Consider the following 18552-nt stretch of genomic DNA (forward strand, 5'->3'; position numbering starts at 1 on the left):
AGGTCGTTGATCCGCGATTTATGGCCAACGAACCGCGATGGCTTCCCAAAGGTCTTGTAATGTCTAGCAGTAACTCAGCAGTCAAGAATGTCACTGCATTCGATCCCCGCAGTATCAAGCGACACCTTGAAATCATCAACGAGCGTGCCCATGGCATAGATGGCAAGCTTGTTGTTTCCGTGTTCATCGAAGGCGCGCCAGGTACGATCACGCACCACCGTGCCGGCGACGTTGCTGGCATGTACGAATCTGTAGTCGCGCACGCGAATACGCCGGGCGCCAACGTTTACGTTCCGTTGTGCGTTATGCGTCGTAATCTGCCACGCGGAAAGAAGGGTGCCGAGTCCGATGTTATCGCAGCACTTGGGCTGGCGGCGGATATGGACGCCGACACAGGCAAGGTCGGTGAAATGCCAGTTGAACCGAGCTTCGTGATCGAAACGTCATCGGGCAACAGTCAACAGGTGATCTTATTTGATAGGCCGCTGTCACTAGAACAGGCTAAACCGCTCGCCGTTGCGCTGAAGAAAGCCAGCGGTTCCGACCACGGCACAGCGGACATATCTCATGTGTGGCGCATTCCCGGCACGCTGAATTGGCCGACCAAGACGAAGCTCGCACGCGGGCGCAGTGCTGAGCCGTGCGTCGTGACTCTGAAAGACCCGTTTCAAGGACTGGTCTATAGCGGGTCTCAATTGGCCGACAGCTTATCGTCTTACCTGAACGAGCCCCAGGCGGAGACGCAGTTCGATGAACGCTTTTCTGGCCGCGTCGAAGCGGAATCGATCTGGGATCGGGCGAGCGATATTCTCCGAGCGGCCTTGCTTTCGGACGGATTGCCCGACAGATCGGAGCACGCCGCCAGTGTCTTCGAGCACTGCGGCTTCGAAGGTTTGTCGCTGGATGAGGCAATTTCGCTTTGTCTCGCTCACGGGGGCGCTTGGAAGGAGAGATATAGCAGCGAAGCGGCCCTCATAGCCGATGCCGAAAGGTGCTGGAATAAATTCGTTCTACCCAAGAGGGCCGAGCGTGAAGCCAATGCACGGGCGGCAGAAGCATTCGTGGAAAACGCACGGGAAAAGCGGAAGGAACAGATAACCGCCACGCCATTCGTCTTTCAAGACCCTTCGACGCTGCCCCGGCGTGATAACCTTTATGGCGGCCACTTTATTCGTAGATACGTGTCGTCAACTGTAGGGGGCGGGGGCGGAGGAAAGTCGTCCCTTGAAATCACCGACACGTTGGGAATGGTTAGCGCGAATCCGCCGCTTAGGGTCTGGTACTTCAATCTTGAAGACCCGATTGACGAGATTCAGCGCCGCGTGACCGCAGCCGCAATGCACCACGGCGTTGACCCGGAAGTGTTGAACGCGAATCTTTTCGTGGATTCTGGGCGCGATCAATCGCTTGTAGTCGTGACGCAGCAAGGTCGCGAGACGAAAATTGTTGAGCCAGTTGTAAAGGCGCTGATAGCCGAAATGAAGTACAAGAGGATCGATGTCCTCATTGTTGACCCCTTTGTGTCAACGCACGAGGTAGAAGAGAACGACAACAACAAGATTCAGCAAGTAGCCAATCAGTTTACGCGCGTTGCGAACGAAGCAAATGCTTCGGTGGAATTGGTCCATCACATCAACAAAGCATCCGGGGATGGGAAGGGCGAGGTAACGGCGGACTCAGGTCGTGGCGCGGGAGCACTAAAAGATAAAGCGCGTGCAGTGCGAGCAATCAATACTATGAGCGAGAAGGAAGCCGAGAAGGCGGGCATCGATCCCAAGGATCGGTTCTCCTATTTCCGCGTGACCAACGTGAAATCAAACATGTCGAAGCGGTCTGGACACGCGGACTGGTACAGGATCGTGTCGGTTGACCTTGGCAACGGCACGAAATGGTCAGCAGGCGATAGCGTTGGCGTTGTGGAGAAATGGCAATGGCCCTCGGAGGCCGATACGGCCGATGAGGTTACGACGGAGCAACTTGAAGAAATCAAGTGGCGGATCAGCTTGGGTCCACACGGCGACAATCACCAGTCGAAGGATTGGGCTGGTCGGGTTTTCGGCGATGTTCTTGGGATCGATGCCAAGGCTGACAAACGCAAAATCGGGCGCTTGATGAAGGCGCTCGTAAAGACAGGGCACTTCGTCGTCGTCGAGCGGAAGTCGGGAAAAGGGCGCCATCGGCCTATGTTCGAAGTCGCACCAGAACCCCACCACTCACAGGGTGGGGTGGGGAGTGGTGACCCCTAGCCCATCAGACACCCCACCACCGCCTTTATTCTTAAAGGCGGATGGTGGTGGTGTGGGGATTAGATCGTAGCAGAACCTAAAGCTGAACAACGCGCCAGTATGCGTGCTGGCGTGCCGGTATAACTGTGCCTGTAGAGGAACTATGATGGCGACCAAAGTACCTAACGTCCTTGAATACAGCCGCGAGCTTCGCGAAGAGACCGCGAAAGGGGAAGAAATCACGGCCCGGAAACAAGACGCCGAACGTAAAGCACGTCAATTGAACGAGCGTGTTCGGTCGGGACCAACGGCCGACGAACGCGCCGCCAACGCTGAACGGGTGGTAAGGGGAGAAACGCTACCTGATTTCGAAGCCGAACTCAAAGTGGCGGTGATGGAATTGCGGGCGTTGGAGGATGCCGAGAAAAGTCAGCTATTCCTCGTCGAGTCAGCGCGTAAAGCAGCGGCGCGCGGGATTAGCGACGAAATGCGACCGCATTATCAGCGGGGGATGAAGAAGCTCGTTCCCCTTCTCTGCGAAGCTCACGCGGTCTGGAGTGACATCTTCGCAATGAAGCAAGCTATGCTCAACCAGGGACTGCAACTGCACGGAATCTTTCAAATCGAACCCTACTTTCTCGGCCTTCCTAATGACCGGACGAGCGAATTTGCGGGTTTTCTACGTGAGTGTGTAGGTGCCGAATATATACGCTCAATGCCAAAGGAATTTGAGCGATGATCAAGCGCGACTATGAGATAGCAGCGGGAAGGCCGCTTGATCTGGAATATGGCGGCGGCGGCTTTGTTACGGCCGTAGATGGGAAATCGATCAGCGCAACCAACGAAGAAGAAGTACGGCAGCACCTGCAAGGTTACGCGCTCCGATGGCGCTCGTTGATTGAGCAGGCCGGAAGGTACTTCTACTTCCTACCCCATTCGATCAAAAATCCGATGTGGGGTGAGCCGAAGCGCCTGCTCTTCGATCACAACGAAGGAGAGGTCATCGCAACGACGCTAAGCGGCTTGCAGCTTTACTGCGACGACAATGGGTTGGCGATGCGGCTTGTGGTTGGCGATAACCCGGTGCGGCGCAAAGCTTTCGAGACCGTCAAGAATGGGGAGCGCACGGCCCTTTCTGTGGGCGTCCTTATGCACGGAGACGAATACGTCGAGATAGATGATGCCCGTGTGAGGATGGTCAGGTCAGCTACATTGCAAGAGGTCAGCCTAGTAGCAGCGGGTGCATGCCGGCAAGCATTCTGTGGCTTGATCGAAGCGGAGGACGCGCGGTCTCTCGAAGAGGATGCAAACTCTTTCAAGATCATGAACGACGGCGCCGCGCACAAATTTCTCAAGGCGCTTGGCAACCTCTTGGAAGCTGTACGAAACGACCGTCCCTAGACTACGGGAGTGACGGTCTAGCGCTCGCGGCGTCCCGACGCTGAGCGTGGCGATGTGGTGGCGGGCTGTCCAACCCGCCACCAGTCGCTCGTAATGGGATGAGTGACGTTATGGTCCAGCGATTTCTTCTCTCATCGAACCGTCCGCCCACGCCTAAGGTGTCTCGGGCTATCGAAATGCGGGACCTTGCGCTCAAGCTGCTGATGTCACCAGAAAGCGCATGGGAGCAAACGTCATTTGGAGTGTTAAGGAAGTTTGCGCACGGCAATTTGTCGATGATGCTGCGAGCCCCGTTTCAGCGTTTTGCGTCCACAACGAAGGCAATGAAGTATCCCATGGCGCTGCAAGGCCTCCCGCCTTTGGAGCGGCCATACGGATTGGACATCTGGATTATCGACGGCGGCAAGTGATGAACATCGAGTGGTCAGACACTGGCGACGTTGATCTGGTTCACTACATCGCGGAGCTTGGGAGGAAGAATTGGAGCAACTAGCTTCCCCGAAATGAAGGCTTTGCCTGTTCCCGCAACTCAACACCTAAAGGCTTACCATGCCGTTTTCTGGCGTCCGTATCGCTTGCGGGTTACACCGGTGCTTGCGCTCGTCGCAGCCGCGTTCGTGAAACGCTTCAGTCTAATGCAATGACCAAGCCTGGATTCACGGAGCTTACAAGCTCGGCTGACCGCTTCTTGATATAGAAGGCGAGCCGGTATTCTTAATCTATTCGAGCGCAGAATGGTGCCGCCGGGGTCGAGCCGGATGCCAAGGGCGGTCCCGGTGACTTCTTCGGGCTAAGACCGCCGTAGAAATACTTGGTGATCGCGCGGGTGGCGAACGCGTCTCTTTCGTGTTTGCCTAGTGCAACCAGTCATCAGACTGAACGCGGCGAGGTGCGAGAGATCCTTTTTTGACGGTACGCTGGCTGAGAGGCCGACTGGGGCGAAGCATAAGTCAAACCGGTAGCAAACACTCGTCGGCAGGGCTCCTCGATCCCCAAAGCAACTTGTAGTAAACTGAACTTAGCCGAGCTAAGTTCTGTCTTCCCTTGGGCGATTATATAAGGATCAGGCAATGGGAGACCTCTTAGGGACAGTTGGAAAGATCGCGGGCATCGGCGGCATAGCACTTGGTGTCCTTCTGGTAGTATTCAGAGACGTTCTACGAAAAAGCATTTTTTCGAAACTTCCGGCGGCGGAGACCTACAAGCTCATCAGACTGCTTGTTGTCCTAACCTTCGCTGTCGCATGTCTCGGCATTTTTGCGTGGCTGGTCGGGTCCGGTGTCTTCGTTCAGATTACGAACGGCGATAACAGCGGAATTTTCAATTTCGGGAGGAAATCGTGAAGACTCCCATCATGACCTTGATTGCGTTGTTTTGCTGTTCCTCCGCGCACGCACTTGATATTCAGGTAACGAAAGGAAATTGCAGTCCCATCATAAACTTGAACCTATCAGACCCTGAGGCGCTGAAGCGCTTATTTGGAGAGTCGCCGTCTGATCTTCAAAACGAGTCCAGAGCGCTCGAATCCGTCGAGAAGATGACGCAAGCGATATCGGCGTTATTGAAGTGTGGCGACCTCTTAAAAGTGTCGCCAAGACGCCGCCTTGAATTGCTGGTGGTTGCGATGAATCAGCAAATCATCATCAAGGAGAAGTTCACTCTTCCAGCGCTAAGGCGATACATTTCGAATCCCGATAGCTCGAACGCCGACGCGCTTAGAGAAATGGTTCGCTTAACAAGCAGAAAGATCGACGCAACTATCGAGCGCTATATTGAGTTTGATTACGACAAGGACGCTTTTGAAATTGACGGCGTAACATGGGATATGCTGGACAGCGTCCTCAACGCGAAATCGGCACTTGCGGCAAGGCTAAATCGACCCGGCGTGGCAGAGGATTTGTTGGAGGAGCAAGTTCGCTTAACGAACGAGCTACGAAGAATTAGAGACGCTTTGGTGCAAACGAAAGACAAGCCCACGCGCTCCAAAAGATAGCTTAGAACAACTGTGAGGCGCGCACATACCTCTAAAAGCTATTACGGTCACAAGGGATTGTTGATCGCCTCTTTGACAACCAAGCACATGGAGCATTCGTGAAAGGAAGTATAATCACGGCAGAGGAAATCAAAGCCCGATGGGCTTACGCGGAAGTGACTTCCGAGAGATTCGGCAAAGCTTATGCGCAGCATCTCCCACCTCAGCTATTTCACGATGCGCATATGGGAAAACCATTCGCTGCCGTTGCGCAAACAGACTGGAAGTTGTTGATCGATGTGCTTGAGAACTATGCCCGCAATAAGGGCTTCATCGACAATATAGATGATTTTGGTGCGCCCGAATAATTTCTAGAGGAATGGGATTTGAGTGCTTTGCTGAATTGCCTCACAATCCCAGCGTTTGGGGAAGTGCTTTACCCCATTTTTTTGGCCCGCCCGCCTGGCACGAGCAACGGCGTGGTTGACGCCGCTGATCCAAGGTATAAGAGCCATTCTATTCCTTTCGATCCTAACTATGCCCCAACCTCCCCGCTGATTGCGATAAACTTTGGCGGACGCTACATGCTGATCGAAGGCTACTTACGAAGCATCCTGTGGCTGAGAAATCCCGTAAGTCCGTTGCAGGTGTGGATACCAAGCCCAACGGTCGGGCCTTGAACCAAAAATCCTCGGCTTGTTGCGCCCCCGGGGGGCGATCAATCTTTGGCACTTAAATGGCCTTGACCGGCCCATAGGAAAACTTACACATCCGCAAAATGGGATTCGTTGGAACCAATCAGATAGGTTCGCTGTCTCCTGAAGGGTGGTGCTGCTCCGCGCCGTAACCCAAGCGCTCACAATATACTATAGCGAGCTCCGCTTGAGAAAGACTGCGCAGATAGTCGATGTCCGTTGCGCCCTCCATCCACTCCAACAATTTCTCCTTAGGCGTGGTCTTGTAGGTCTCATAGAAGAACATCGACAATTCCAGCCAGTTCTTCGCCCGCCTATTTTGCGGCTGCACTTCGCCAAAAAAAGTATCTGGATGGAGACGCCACGCTGCTAATTCATTGTCAGTCAGTGGAGTTCTTATCATGAAGCTGTGGCCCGAAAGAGTTTCATGAATACACATGGCCGCTTTCTCTTCTTCGATAACGATCCCATTAGTAAGTCGGGCCGGAATTTCTCGACCGGTGTGATCAGGCACTAGATATGTCTCACCGATCTTAAGCCGTGCAGGTGCGCCAGCTTCGCCAAACGCAAATTCAGGATTTTCCCCGTCGAACGTCGAAGGGATTTCGTAGTGCTCGCGCATCGAATCTATCAGCGCCAGCATTTCTTTATGACGTTCGTGGGATTCCAGCACATCTTTGAGTCGAGAGAACGCAACGTCCGCCCCAAAATCTGGGATTTGACACCCCGCCGCCAGCACCTGCGTATTTGCGGTTACCGCCCCCAAATTATTATGGAACGCGTGGTTGGTCACGATGACGTATGCAGGCGGTTTAACAGAACCATCCGGCTGCGGAATCTTTTCTGTTCCGCGTATCTGTTCTAGAGCTGCCTGCGCCCATCCCGACAACACGTCTGTCGGCGTGTCAGGGACATTGACTTCAATGAATACAACACGCGCGTGCAGAGCCTGCTTGGCCAACGCTTTGGCAAGCTTATTGCCAACACGTAGCCGTTTCACTTCGTCGGTAGCTCCCTCCTCAGACGGGGCGCGATTGCGGCTCTTCACTTCTACGGAAAATTTCTTGCCGGTGGCAGGAAACGTAGCGACAAATTCAACGTGGGATGAACTTCCGTCTTTTTCGTTTTCATAGCTCAGATGGAAGCCTGCTTTAAGGAAGGCCGCAGCGGCATATGTTTCGAAAAGCTTTCCTACGAAATCGTCCGACCGCTCGCTCTTCAAACGCTCAACGAAACTCGCAACCAATTTTGGAGCAACTTCCGGCTCTGCGTGGTGAGCAATTAGATAAAGGTTGTAAGCCAGGTTGATGAACGCCCGCTGCGCACCTGTCATCGGGCCGACGTTAATTTCGCCAACCTTTTTGCCTAATCGTTGTAGGTCATCGACAGCCCGCGTGAACCATCGGGCAATAGGATGCTGATCAGCCGAACGCTTAGCCATTTCGGCCTTGAACCATTCGTTACCCAACTGCCCAACGAGGTAATCGCGCAAGAAATCCTGAAACGTCCGCCAGTTCTTTGACCAGAACACGGTGTTGCCAACGCCAAGTGTCCTAAGTTGAATTCGAGAGTGTCCTAATTCGCCTTACGGAACGCGCGGTAAGCCAACGCGAGAAGAAGGACCACGCTCAGTAGCCCAAAAAGGGTCTTCATATTGCCAGCCAACTCGCCCAACGAGCTTCTGTCATTAGGGAGGAGAAAAGAAGCGGCGAACAGGGCAACACTCCCCCCGCAGGCAAACTTCAGCCTATCGATCCCCTTTGCGTATTCCGGGTCTCCGATCATTTCCTCGCTCCAAAAGCAAGGCCGACTCAGTTGGCGGCCTCCTTAATTTTTCCAGAGCCGCCGCACTTCGCGCAGGGACGAAACTCATTCTTTTCGCCAAGCCGAACTGGATGCATGGCGCGATCTTGACCTGTCCCGTCGCACTCTGGGCAGGTGCTCTCAATTTCCTTCTCAGTTTCGGTCATTCCAACTCCTTAGGCGGCGCGCCTCGTGTTACCTAGCGTTGTCCAGGACGCTTCCGGGGCAAGTCTAAGTAGTAGCGCCCTGCGATGAGAACGTTCTTTACACCGCCGTGACTGTCGCGGTTCTTGAACTCGCGTGGGACGTTGACGATGTTGGCTAACTTCCGCCAAATCTCTCGAAACTTTTTACTATTCCATGGCTTTGCACTCGCTTCATAAATGATTACCGGTCCTGATTTCGGCAAGGCGCCACGAAGTTCACCCCGATAAAACTCGACAACATGACTTAATTCTTCCCGCACCATCGGAGCCTGTTTCAGGTCGATCAGCCCGTTACAAGTCGCTCCCTTATGATGAAGAATCCAATTCGCGTCTATTTGGTCCCATGTAAGTCCGCCGACCCAAATTGTGTCCCCGTCCTCGAAGCCAATAGGCTCTTTGGCTTCCGAGCGCGGCAACCATTCACCGATGACTTCTCGTTGCGGCAGCATGAGTTCGTACTGGAATGCTTGTGCTAAGGCGATCGAGAAATAACCGATCTCCCTCGCCTTTGCTCGCACAGCGTTGGCGTGTTCTTCCGTCAACTGCGTACCGCGTGGCTTGACACTGCGAGTGCTAATATTATCCAGCGCGATCAGAACGCGGTAACAATCATTGTCGTCGGAAGTAAGCAATCCATGCCTTACGATTGCTCTGAGCTGACCAATGAAAGCGTTGCCTACTGCGAACTTTCGTCCATCCGTCCACCGCCTGTACCACATCCCAAGCGTCTGACCGTTGATCGAGGATAAGGCCCGACTTCCAAAGTCCCTCTCAAGGCGCGAAAGGTAGCGCTCACGATCAATTCGAACTCTGAAACTCAGTTTGTGGTGATCGGAGTTCTCGTCTTCTTTGTATGCTCTGATCAAGTCAGCGATGGTGCGAGACATGGCACTAGCTCAGTAGAACATGGTCATTGCAAGCCAAGAGGCAATAATGGGATAAAACAGGAAGATCAGCAGAACTGCGATGATCGCGCCGACTATTCCGGCGACGCCTTCACCTCGTATGCGAGTACCGAAAGTTTGAACTTCAAAGCGGGGATCTTTCACGGCGTGGTTCTCCATTGAAGAAATTTGAGAACCACCTGCGAGCGTCGGGCTCTAATGGATGCTTGCTCTGTCAAATTTTGACAAGATCAACTGCGGTAATTTTCTAAGATGTTGTAGTTTCAATGACTTAACCTCGCGCAGATCAGTCTGTCGCTCACGGAAAAAGAGTGCGGGCCTGCGTTCGCGGGAAGCCATTCCTCCTAACCCTCTGCCAACGTTTGGGAAATTCTGGGCGATCCGGCGAATCGCTGCCTAGAGTTCGAAGAGTTCCGGCCTGATGGATGGCGCGTCCTGTCCACAGCCACGACGGGGCGGTATCTTGCTCGCGGTTCGATGGCCTATCCATACAAGCGGAGTGCGTTGATCGCGCTTAGGCCAACGAAGATTTCGGCGAGCCATCCGCCGTCAACATGGTGGCGAGGGAAAGATGACGCTAATATTGAACTTCGAATGGGAAGAGGCGCCCGGAGCAAAGACTCTAAGCAAAGCCGGGAATCTGCGGCCTGCTAACGAATTCGCAGACGCGCCAGCGAAGCAAACTGCGCGGCAGTCCGCGTTTTATCGCAACCTCATTCGTCTAGCCGAACAGACGGGAGAGAAGTCGCTCCCTATCACATTTCAGACCAGCGACGGCCAACTGAGGCGGATGGACTATGGCTGCATCAAGATTGCGGAGCACGCTGGTTTCATCGAAGCTATTGAGAACGCTTCTAGTGGCGTGGTGGAGTTCGTTACGCTTAAGTGGAATCCGTCACTTTAGCGTTCGGCATGTGCAACCTCTACAGCATCACGACCAATCAAGCGGCGATCGCCGAACTCTTCCGCGTCGTCAATCGCTACGTCGGCAATCTTGCGCCAATGCCCGGCGTGTTTCCCGATTATCCAGCGCCCGTTGTGCGCAACACGGATAGCGGCACGGAGCTTACGCTGATGCGCTGGGGCATGCCGCCGCCACCGCGCACAGGTGGGCCTCCCGTCACGAACATTCGCAACACTTCATCGCCGCACTGGCGCGGCTGGTTGAAACCTGAAAACCGGTGCTTGGTACCCTTCAATAGCTTCGCGGAATACGCGCCAGAGCCCAACCCCGGGACCAAGAAGAAGGACGTTGTTTGGTTCGCAATAAATGAAGAGCGTCCACTCACAGCGTTCGCCGGCATCTCGACTACGTTCAAAGGTGATCGCGGGACGAAATCCAAGCCTGTGCCTGGTCCACACAACGTCTATGGATTTCTAACGACTACGCCAAACGCTGTTGTCGAGCCGATTCATCCGAAGGCTATGCCAGTGATCCTAACCACCGATGAAGAGCGCGACGTTTGGATGCGGGCGCCATGGGAAGAAGCGAAGGCGTTGCAGCGGCCTCTGGCGGATGATGGGCTGATCATTGTCGCGCGGGGCGAGATAAAAGAAGACGTTGCTGTGACGTGAATACGGCTAATACTTGACGGCGCTTAAGTTTTTGGAAAAATGGGACGCCAACCTGAGGGTATGGGGGGAGTTCCATGCGTGCTATAATTGCCGCACTAGTTCTGTTTGTCACTATTGTGAATCCTGTCCACGCACGCGGTCCCTACGGGAGGATATCCGTAGCCGGATGGTCGGGCGGAGCTTACACGGACGATAAGACCGGCCAATTCTCGAACTGTATTGCGAGCGCGAACTACAAGAGCGGCATCAATTTTGGTGTTCTCGTCACCAAGACTTACAGCTGGGTGCTCGCGTTCACACATCAGAGTTGGACTCTATCCCAAGGACAAAAATTTCCGATCGTTCTGAGTTTTGATGGCCGGAATACGTTCAACGTTGATGCCGTGGCGATGTCGGGGACTATGGTTTTTGTCCCGATGCCGGACAATTCTGCTCTGATTAAGAGTTTTCGCGCAGCGCGCACAATGTCTGCATTTGCCCAAGGCCACCTATTTCAATTTGATCTGAGCGGAACTTCAGTCCTCATTCCCGCGCTGGTAACCTGCGTGAAGACTATCAATGCCGGAGGTATCGCAGCCGCCAGCGACTTTACGGCAGCGGTCACTGCCAACGCCACGCCAAAGCTTGTGGCGCCGAACACGTCGCCGACCAACGCGTCCAGCTTGGAGCCAGCACGTCCACAAGAGGGTTCGGCAGAATTGCAGTTGGAGGCAATGCAGCTAGCGTCGAACTTCATTCTCAAGGCAAATTCTTTGTCTCATCCAGCCTTGGTTAGTCGATCTGAAACACCGGTTGCCCTTGCTTCAACCGGCGCGGCTTGGAAGGCTGACAACGCAACCGGCTTCGTTCGTATTATTCCTCCACAGGCGAATGTAGCTGGTCTTGATGTAGCTGCCGCTATCGTCGGGAATGATGCAAAAGACTGCAAAGGAAAGTTTGCTTCCGCGCGCAATAGCGAGCTTATCGATAGTGAAGTCGTCTTCCGAGGCATGTCCTCTTGCGAGGATTCTGAGAAGTCAGCGATAGCTGAGTATTTCATCCTTCCGCGCAAAGCGGGAGGGTTCATCATGTTTTCGGTGATAACGCCTACGAAGACGATCGGCCAACAGGTTCAAGGTCAACAGCGTGACGAACTGAATGCTGGTTTCCGCAAAGCGGCCTACACCTCAGTAAATCAATGACCTTAAAAATTAGACTCCTCGTCGTATGGGCTCCCATTGTTGCTGTATTCGCGGTTTCGTCCACCCCGAGCTGGGGATGGTTCTGGAGCAAGCGCAGTACCGTGAAGAGCTATGAAAAGTGTCTGCAGGAAAACAAATCGAGCATCGTTAACTGGAAAGTCATCAGCGCGAAGTGCATCGAGAAGCTTGCAACGCCAGTGCCCATCGAGACTGTTGGAGTCGGGTATAAAGAAGATTACGAGACGTACCGGAACGATCAAGAAGGAGTGCAGTTCGACAAGGAGCACGCACTGTTCAGTTGGAAGCGCAACGTCGTCATAGCCAAGCCGGGCGAACACTCCATCACCGATACCTCCTACATCGCGACCTTCTCCGCAGATAACTTTCTCCTGACGAGTGTTTCCGCTGTCATTAGGTTGGAAAATGGAGAGGAGCGGACGATAAGCGCGAGCGAGGACAGTCCTGCTAAGTCCGTGTCTGCTGAGGTCTTGCCATCGGTACGCGTATCAGATTTCGGATCATCCTCTCCCCGTCATACGCAGTGTAGTTCCGCGAATGTTTCTAACTGCATCAGCATCCGAGTCATTTCCGCCGCCGGATTCGAGATAGCGGTTGATTGAGGGCCCTCCATTCAAAAGACCATAGCAAGCCGCTTCTCATTGGTAGCGACTCTCACGGGTTTGGCGACGCTCATCTACAGCGCGTGTGCCGCCTCTGATTTCGCGGGCCGCGCCAGTGTCATCGACGGTGACACCCTTGAAATTCATAGCGCTCGCATCCGGCTATGGGGCATTGATGCGCCTGAGCACGATCAACTTTGCCGTGGCGAAAATAGCCTTCAGTATCGCTGCGGTGCGAAATCTGCGAATGCGCTTGATCAATTCATTGGTACACGCACTGTGGCTTGCTCGGCCGTTGATGCCGACCGATACGGTCGCACAGTTGCATCGTGCTCAGTCGGAAGTGTTGATCTGGCTGATTGGCTTTTCTCGCGCGGTTTTGCCCTCGACTGGCCCCGATATTCCAAAGGTAAGTACGACCGGGCCCAGCGCGAGGCAGAACAAGCCGGGCGAGGCATTTGGGCTGGTAGTTTCAGTAGACCTTGGGAATATCGCGCGTGCATTCGGGCGGGGAGAAGCATCGGGTGGTGTTCGGATGAAGCAAGATGATGATTTCCATATTGATGCACCTACCAAATCCATAGATGCCATCAAAGCGCGCATTCTTGTCGATGCCCTTCATGAATTAGCCGTTGCCGGTGTTGGATACAGCTTCTATGTGAGTAAGATCGTTTGGGGTGTTTCACTATATCTGCAATGTGGGGAGTTTGTAGAGCGTTGGAAATCTTATCCGCGCATAAGCGATGCGGCCCGCAAGATTAGGGATCAGGGCAAGAAGGGTTGGCGGAAGCAGGTGACCTTTGAGCATGCACGCCCTTTAAGCCAAATCTACAGTTTATTACTCGCGCAAGGCCGTCAACTCACGACAGAAGCGATCGTAGAAATCGTGGGCGCGTACCCGCCGGTGCTGGTGACTCGCGAAGAGAACATCGAACTAAACAAACTGTACAAGAAGACAGGCGAACCAGAAGAACGATATCGAGCAATCCCATATTCCGGGTTCGAGCTTCGGTCTAAACCGTTGTACCGTTTGGCCGAGCATTAGCGGTTCTTCCTTCTTCGGAACTCAGCGCGCTCGCCTCAACCGTCTTCGCCCGTCGGGGGGCGATAATGTGGACGATCGATTGGGGCTGAGCAGATCAGAGAGACCGCAGAGATTTCACTCCTTGAGGCTAATCCTTCGCTGCCAATTTCAGTAACCTATGCTCTACGCGATGGCAGTTAGCGCAGAGGCATTCGAGGTCTTCAAGCCGGGTCTTATGGCTTCTCGCCATATCCTTGACCTGCACCGTCTGGTGATGAACCTCAATGCAGGCGGCGCCGTGATCGCCAGCGTAGACTAAAATTGGGTCCATGCCGCAACGCTCGCAAAACAGCCGCCCATGCTTGCGTATGAACCAATCCCTTTTCGCCTGGGCAAGGCCCCATGCTCGTTCTCTTCTTAGATGGGACACTAGGTGGGGCTTACCTTCGGCCCAAGAGCAATCCTCGCTCGATGGTGGAAGATCGATCGGTTCGCTCGTTTCCCCTTTCAACACAATCGCGTATCCTGAGCGCTCTAGAATACGAAAGCAGATCGTACCTATGCCGCCCGAGAAGTGCTTGGGCAGCACCCTAAATCCCAATGCCTCTGTGGCTGCTATTCCGAAGACAGCTTTCGGCGGAAAACGTTCACCCAGGTCAGTTACTAAGTCGTAGTCCGTTGAGGGACCGTAGCTGTGTTCGAAGTCTGGTTGACGTAGCTTTTCTAGCGCATTCCATACATGTTCAGCCGACACTGCATCGAACGCTTCGGCAGAAAGCCTTTCAGCGCTTCTCTTATCAACCCGCCTAGCTTCATCCGCAGCGCGAATCGCTTCAAGCGCGGCAACGACATTAGCATCGCCGATCTTGCTTAGACCACGCGCGAAGTTTGCATGGGAGGTCATTAGCTGTTGAAACCAGCCAACCTTGGTGACATCAATCGGATCAGGGAAATAGTCGATGTCGAACACCACTTCATTCTCGACGCCTCGCTCGATCTTTTTGATGATCCCAGAGCAACTAAGCTCATAGACTCGAGGTGAACCTGCTCCTGTGAATACCCAAAGGCGACTACCGACCAAGGCGTCATCCCGCAACTTATTCTTGGTGGAGAATCTGAGTTGCCGATCCTGACGACTTTTAGCGTCTTGAAAGTACGGTCCTCGCTCGTCGGTTTTGTGGTATGCGACGTAATGGTCCATTCTAATTCCAAAATGTTGAAGCCGCTGAAGGTAGTATGTAAGAAATACTAGCCGGGGATCGAATATCAATTCGATTTGGGTTTTGAGGGGAGACGTATGGCGACCGCGCGTCAGGTGCTTGGAGATTTCGGAGAGACTGTTGTTGCGAAAACATGTAGCTGCCCAAAGTGCAAACGTCCAAAGACGTTGAAGCGTCTCCCAAACAATTTCAAATGCGCCGATTTGATTTGTGACTTCTGCGGGTACCTAGCGCAGGTGAAGGCAGCCACGGTGCGAAATCACGATGTTCTTCCCCAAGCTGTGTTAGGCGCGGCTTGGGCGCCGCAAGCCGAACGCATGAATGCCGCGATCTACTTCCCGCTGTTTCTTGTTTTGGTGTCAGGCAAACACTATTCGATCTTCTATCTGTCCGCCGACCTTCAAAATCCCGAAATGTTCAAAGCACGGAGCCCGCTATCCGCCGATGCTCGGCGGGCGGGCTGGCAAGGGTTCGTCTACGATCTAACTGTGAAGGATAGTTTCGTTAGACTTGGGTGAGGAGGGCTTGCGCTCCCGAGCAACAGCCCGTGCCGAATGGCGGGCGCGGCGTGTGATGCTCGTGTTGAGTTTCCTAAATACTGCGGTTGATGTTGCGTGAGCATATCTGAGCAGCATTGTTGCATCTCGGTGACCGCTTATCGTTGCGACCTCTGGGATAGTTAGCCCTAGCTCGAAGAACCGACTGATTGCTTCGTGGCGAAGATCATGAAATCGCAGGTCGTCGAGTCCAGCACGCTCCGTAATGCGATCCCAAGCTAAATGTATGGCGTTCCCTGTCATCGAAAACACGCGTCCGTCGATTGAGCATCGCCTTGGCAACTTTTTGATGGCATCGTTTGAAAGCGGAATCGTTCTCGCATGACCATTCTTGGTGACGGGAATCGTTAGAAGCCGCCTTTTAAGGTCGAGGTCTTTCCACTGCATATTGGCGATTTCGCCCCTCCTCATACCAGTAGCGAGCGCAAATTGGATTATCTGCACAATTACTGGCCTTCGGCATGAACGAGTGGCTTTCAATAACGTGTTCAATTCTCCGGGGCGTAACCGGCGAGTGCGCATGCGCATTTTCGCGGAGAAGCGAAGCCCCTTGATAGGGTTGTCCTTGATCGGGATCGCCCAATCGCGCTTTGCGACTTCAAACATGTGCTGGATTGGGTTCAACTGTCGCTTAAGAGTGGTAGGTGCGACGCAGGCTAATCGGCGGTCGCGATAACGTGCGAAGTCCGCCGTTCCTAGAGTTGAAAGCGGCAATTTGCAGATGGGGTCGCAAAGCATTCGTGCGAGCACGGAATCTTCGATCTTCCCGCCGCGCTTCTTAGGGGTAACTTCTTTTCGGTAACGGACAATCAGGTCGGCCAGCCTAACAGTCTTGAGCACGCCGTTGTCAGCGGGCAGGTCGGAGCGGTCAGCCCGAATCTCCATCTGCCTCGCCCAAGCCACCGCGTCGATCGTGTCCCGAGGCGTGGTGTAGCTGAGTGCGGGTCACCACGTTCGCCGGCATGGGCCGGATCGGTCAGCTGGCGATTGCCGGGAAGCTGACGGCGGGATCATCGCCCAACGGGGCGATGGTTTCCAGTGTCATGTAGCGGCCGCGTTGAACCGTCCACTCGTCGTTCTGTTCGAGCAGGATGGCACCGATCAGGCGAGTGATGGCGTCCTCATTCGGGAAGATGCCAACCACTTCGGTTCGGCGCTTGATCTCGCCGTTGACCCGTTCGAGCGGATTGGTCGAGTGCAGCTTGGCGCGGTGCGCGGCCGGGAAGCTCATATAGGCCAGCACGTCGGTCTCGGCCTCGTCGAGGAAGGCGGCGAGCTTCGGCAGCTTGGGGCGGAGCTGGTCGGCGATGCGCCGCCATTGCGCCCGTGCTGCCTCGGCGTCGTCCTGGGCAAAGGCGGTGGCGATGAAGGCGGAGACGACGCGCCGGCCGCTCTTGCCAGCATGCGCCAGCGCGTTGCGCATGAAGTGCACGCGGCAGCGTTGCCAAGAGGCGTTGAGCACCTTGCTGACGGTCGCCTTGATGCCCTCATGGACGTCGGAGACGACGAGCTTGACGCCGCGCAGGCCCCGCCGCGCCAGCTTGCGCAGGAACGCCGTCCAGAACGTCTCGGCCTCTGACGGACCGATATCCATGCCGAGCACCTCGCGGCGGCCATCGCTGTTGACTCCCACCGCGATGATCACCGCGACCGAGACGATGCGCCCGTTCTGGCGCACCTTCACGTAGGTCGCGTCGATCCACAGATAGGGCCAGTCGCCCTCGATCGGGCGGTTGAGGAAGGCCTTCACCTTGTCGTCGATCTCGCCGCACAGCCGCGACACCTGGCTCTTGGAGATCCCGCTCATGCCCATCGCCTGCACCAGATCGTCGACCGAGCGGGTGGAGACGCCCTGCACGTAGGCCTCCTGCACCACGGCGGTGAGCGCCTTCTCGGCCATCCGCCGCGGCTCGAGGAAGCCCGGGAAGTAGGAGCCTTTGCGCAGCTTGGGAATGCGCAGCTCGACGGTGCCGGCGCGGGTCTCCCAGCTCCGGTCGCGGTAGCCGTTGCGCTGGACCTGCCGTTCCTGGCTCTTCTCGCCGTACGCGGCCCCGGTCAGGCCCTCGACCTCCAGCTCCATCAGCCGGTGGGCGGCAAAGCCGATCATCTCGCGCAAGAGATCTGCATCGGGGGTCTTCTCTACGAGCGTGCGCAGGTTCATCATGTCGTCGGTCATCGGTGGTTCCTCGAATCAGGTTGGCTGTCGCAATCCAAACCTTACCGACGAATCATCGGTGACCACCCGCAAAGCCGCTCGCTCGCTACGGCGCTATTGAGGGCGCGCTTCGCGAGCGGCTTTGCTAATCAGCTACACCACTCCTCGGGACACGACCACCGCGTCCTTCCTTCGAAGGAAGGATTTTGACACGGCGCCGGAGCCTACCCTTCTGACCTGAACCTGCCATTTCTTGCCTCGCTGCCTGATCGTGGCCATGTGTTTTTCTCGCTGTGACACGGTTGTGACAGCGAGCTTTTCGGGCGCTGGGGCAGGGGGCCTAAACCGCTGGAAATGCCTCTATTTTGGCTTTTCTAGCTTCGCGCACCCGACACGATTCGAACGTGTGACCTTTGCCTTCGGAGGGCAACGGTCAGTCAAGGCTGGGAGGCGCCCAGTGCTTTCCGAATAGAAACTGCGGCAGCCAGCGGAGTGGTCTCGGCAATTGTGGCCGGCTGTACGAAGGTGTCGACGAACATGAGCCACTGTTCGATTTTTCCCGAATTCTGCCGCTTTAGTCAGATACCGAGGTTCGTCACGCTTCCAAGTACGCCACCAAATGCATTCATAAGAGCTTAGCGCGGATCTAGCGGACTGCCTCATGCGAAGGACGGGATAAGATATCGTAGGTTTGGTTGGTGTGGGGAAAGGCGGTAGCGCTCCCCCGCTACCATGAATTACCTGTCCGGCCCGGAGACATGGGTAACGAAACGTACCTAAGAGATGGGTGACAACCTCGTGCCGATCGGGTTGTCGCGGGGTTTCAAAGTCATCTGCTCCAAGTTCGCTTCAAATTGAGATGGCCTGCAATCTGCTGCATTTCAGCGTGACGCATTCATGGCACGGCTATTTTTGCTCGGCTCGCGCTATCGCCGTCAACCCCGCGCGTGCCGCGCCCCTTCGGGCTTCGGGGGTTGACCGCGACAGCGGAGCCAAGCAAGTGGCCTTCCATG

General features: G+C 54.9%; 21 protein-coding genes and 1 tRNA gene. 14 read left to right on the top strand and 8 right to left on the bottom strand.

Translation table 11 applies throughout. From position 1 onward, the window contains the following. The first annotated feature begins 20 nt into the window (after positions 1-20). The 7 genes from P6U27_RS07400 (at position 21) to P6U27_RS07430 (ending at position 5966) form a co-directional block, all read left to right on the top strand. Positions 21-2246 (top strand): AAA family ATPase, encoded by a 2226-nt coding sequence (locus P6U27_RS07400; protein WP_407193804.1) that lies wholly within the window; start codon positions 21-23, stop codon positions 2244-2246. Between the two features lie 142 nt (positions 2247-2388). Continuing rightward, entirely contained in the window at positions 2389-2964 is a 576-nt protein-coding gene (locus P6U27_RS07405; protein ID WP_407193805.1) for a hypothetical protein, read from the top strand. Further along, positions 2961-3626, top strand: coding sequence for an HK97 family phage prohead protease (locus tag P6U27_RS07410; RefSeq protein WP_407193806.1), 666 nt, complete (start codon positions 2961-2963; stop codon positions 3624-3626). The genes P6U27_RS07405 and P6U27_RS07410 overlap by 4 nt, the downstream gene beginning before the upstream one ends. A gap of 176 nt (positions 3627-3802) precedes the next feature. Continuing rightward, positions 3803-4036 (top strand): hypothetical protein, encoded by a 234-nt coding sequence (locus P6U27_RS07415; protein ID WP_209296651.1) that lies wholly within the window; start codon positions 3803-3805, stop codon positions 4034-4036. A gap of 660 nt (positions 4037-4696) precedes the next feature. Next, complete coding sequence (locus P6U27_RS07420; RefSeq protein WP_209296650.1) at positions 4697-4969, top strand: hypothetical protein; 273 nt, start codon at positions 4697-4699, stop codon at positions 4967-4969. Then, positions 4966-5619 (top strand): hypothetical protein, encoded by a 654-nt coding sequence (locus P6U27_RS07425; protein WP_407193807.1) that lies wholly within the window; start codon positions 4966-4968, stop codon positions 5617-5619. The genes P6U27_RS07420 and P6U27_RS07425 overlap by 4 nt, the downstream gene beginning before the upstream one ends. A gap of 98 nt (positions 5620-5717) precedes the next feature. Further along, the gene (locus tag P6U27_RS07430; RefSeq protein WP_407193808.1) at positions 5718-5966 is read left to right on the top strand and encodes a hypothetical protein; all 249 of its coding nucleotides are present in this window, start codon (positions 5718-5720) and stop codon (positions 5964-5966) included. A gap of 430 nt (positions 5967-6396) precedes the next feature. On the opposite strand, the gene P6U27_RS07435 is transcribed toward P6U27_RS07430, so the two are convergent. The 4 genes from P6U27_RS07435 to P6U27_RS07450 all read right to left on the bottom strand — a co-directional run bounded on the left by P6U27_RS07435 (position 6397) and on the right by P6U27_RS07450 (position 9351). Then, complete coding sequence (locus P6U27_RS07435; RefSeq protein ID WP_407193809.1) at positions 6397-7824, bottom strand: hypothetical protein; 1428 nt, start codon at positions 7822-7824, stop codon at positions 6397-6399. Positions 7825-8104: 280 nt separating this feature from the next. Then, the gene (locus P6U27_RS07440) at positions 8105-8263 is read right to left on the bottom strand and encodes a zinc finger domain-containing protein (protein WP_407193810.1); all 159 of its coding nucleotides are present in this window, start codon (positions 8261-8263) and stop codon (positions 8105-8107) included. Positions 8264-8295: 32 nt separating this feature from the next. Then, positions 8296-9189, bottom strand: coding sequence for a hypothetical protein (locus P6U27_RS07445; RefSeq protein ID WP_407193811.1), 894 nt, complete (start codon positions 9187-9189; stop codon positions 8296-8298). A 9-nt stretch (positions 9190-9198) separates the two neighbouring features. Continuing rightward, the gene (locus P6U27_RS07450) at positions 9199-9351 is read right to left on the bottom strand and encodes a hypothetical protein (protein ID WP_209296643.1); all 153 of its coding nucleotides are present in this window, start codon (positions 9349-9351) and stop codon (positions 9199-9201) included. Positions 9352-9778: 427 nt separating this feature from the next. On the opposite strand from P6U27_RS07450, the gene P6U27_RS07455 reads away from it, so the two are divergent. The 6 genes from P6U27_RS07455 to P6U27_RS07480 all read left to right on the top strand — a co-directional run bounded on the left by P6U27_RS07455 (position 9779) and on the right by P6U27_RS07480 (position 13628). Further along, positions 9779-10111, top strand: a complete 333-nt coding sequence (locus P6U27_RS07455; protein WP_407194553.1) for a hypothetical protein — start codon at positions 9779-9781, stop codon at positions 10109-10111. Between the two features lie 8 nt (positions 10112-10119). Further along, on the top strand, positions 10120-10782 hold the full coding sequence (locus tag P6U27_RS07460) for an SOS response-associated peptidase (RefSeq protein ID WP_407193812.1): 663 nt from the start codon (positions 10120-10122) through the stop codon (positions 10780-10782). Positions 10783-10856: 74 nt separating this feature from the next. Next, a complete protein-coding gene (locus P6U27_RS07465) occupies positions 10857-11963 on the top strand; it encodes a hypothetical protein (RefSeq protein ID WP_407193813.1) in 1107 nt (368 codons plus the stop codon). A gap of 101 nt (positions 11964-12064) precedes the next feature. Further along, positions 12065-12583 (top strand): hypothetical protein, encoded by a 519-nt coding sequence (locus P6U27_RS07470; protein ID WP_407193814.1) that lies wholly within the window; start codon positions 12065-12067, stop codon positions 12581-12583. A 60-nt stretch (positions 12584-12643) separates the two neighbouring features. After that, positions 12644-13132, top strand: coding sequence for a thermonuclease family protein (locus tag P6U27_RS07475; protein WP_407193815.1), 489 nt, complete (start codon positions 12644-12646; stop codon positions 13130-13132). Further along, entirely contained in the window at positions 13119-13628 is a 510-nt protein-coding gene (locus tag P6U27_RS07480; protein ID WP_407193816.1) for a hypothetical protein, read from the top strand. The genes P6U27_RS07475 and P6U27_RS07480 overlap by 14 nt, the downstream gene beginning before the upstream one ends. Positions 13629-13755: 127 nt before the next feature. On the opposite strand, the gene P6U27_RS07485 is transcribed toward P6U27_RS07480, so the two are convergent. Further along, entirely contained in the window at positions 13756-14808 is a 1053-nt protein-coding gene (locus tag P6U27_RS07485) for a hypothetical protein (protein ID WP_407193817.1), read from the bottom strand. 96 nt (positions 14809-14904) lie between these two features. Between P6U27_RS07485 and P6U27_RS07490 the strand changes: the two genes are divergently transcribed. After that, on the top strand, positions 14905-15345 hold the full coding sequence (locus P6U27_RS07490; RefSeq protein WP_407193818.1) for a DpnI domain-containing protein: 441 nt from the start codon (positions 14905-14907) through the stop codon (positions 15343-15345). Here P6U27_RS07490 and P6U27_RS07495 read toward each other — a convergent pair. From P6U27_RS07495 to P6U27_RS07505, 3 genes are all read right to left on the bottom strand, one after another. Next, on the bottom strand, positions 15310-16269 hold the full coding sequence (locus tag P6U27_RS07495) for a site-specific integrase (protein ID WP_407193819.1): 960 nt from the start codon (positions 16267-16269) through the stop codon (positions 15310-15312). The genes P6U27_RS07490 and P6U27_RS07495 overlap by 36 nt on opposite strands. A gap of 91 nt (positions 16270-16360) precedes the next feature. Continuing rightward, the gene (locus P6U27_RS07500) at positions 16361-17560 is read right to left on the bottom strand and encodes an IS256 family transposase (RefSeq protein ID WP_407193820.1); all 1200 of its coding nucleotides are present in this window, start codon (positions 17558-17560) and stop codon (positions 16361-16363) included. Positions 17561-17922: 362 nt separating this feature from the next. Next, positions 17923-18018: transfer RNA gene (locus tag P6U27_RS07505), tRNA-Arg, on the bottom strand. Positions 18019-18552: the final 534 nt, after the last annotated feature.

This window comes from Bradyrhizobium sp. STM 3566 (genome assembly GCF_045571445.1).
Lineage (GTDB): Bacteria > Pseudomonadota > Alphaproteobacteria > Rhizobiales > Xanthobacteraceae > Bradyrhizobium > Bradyrhizobium vignae.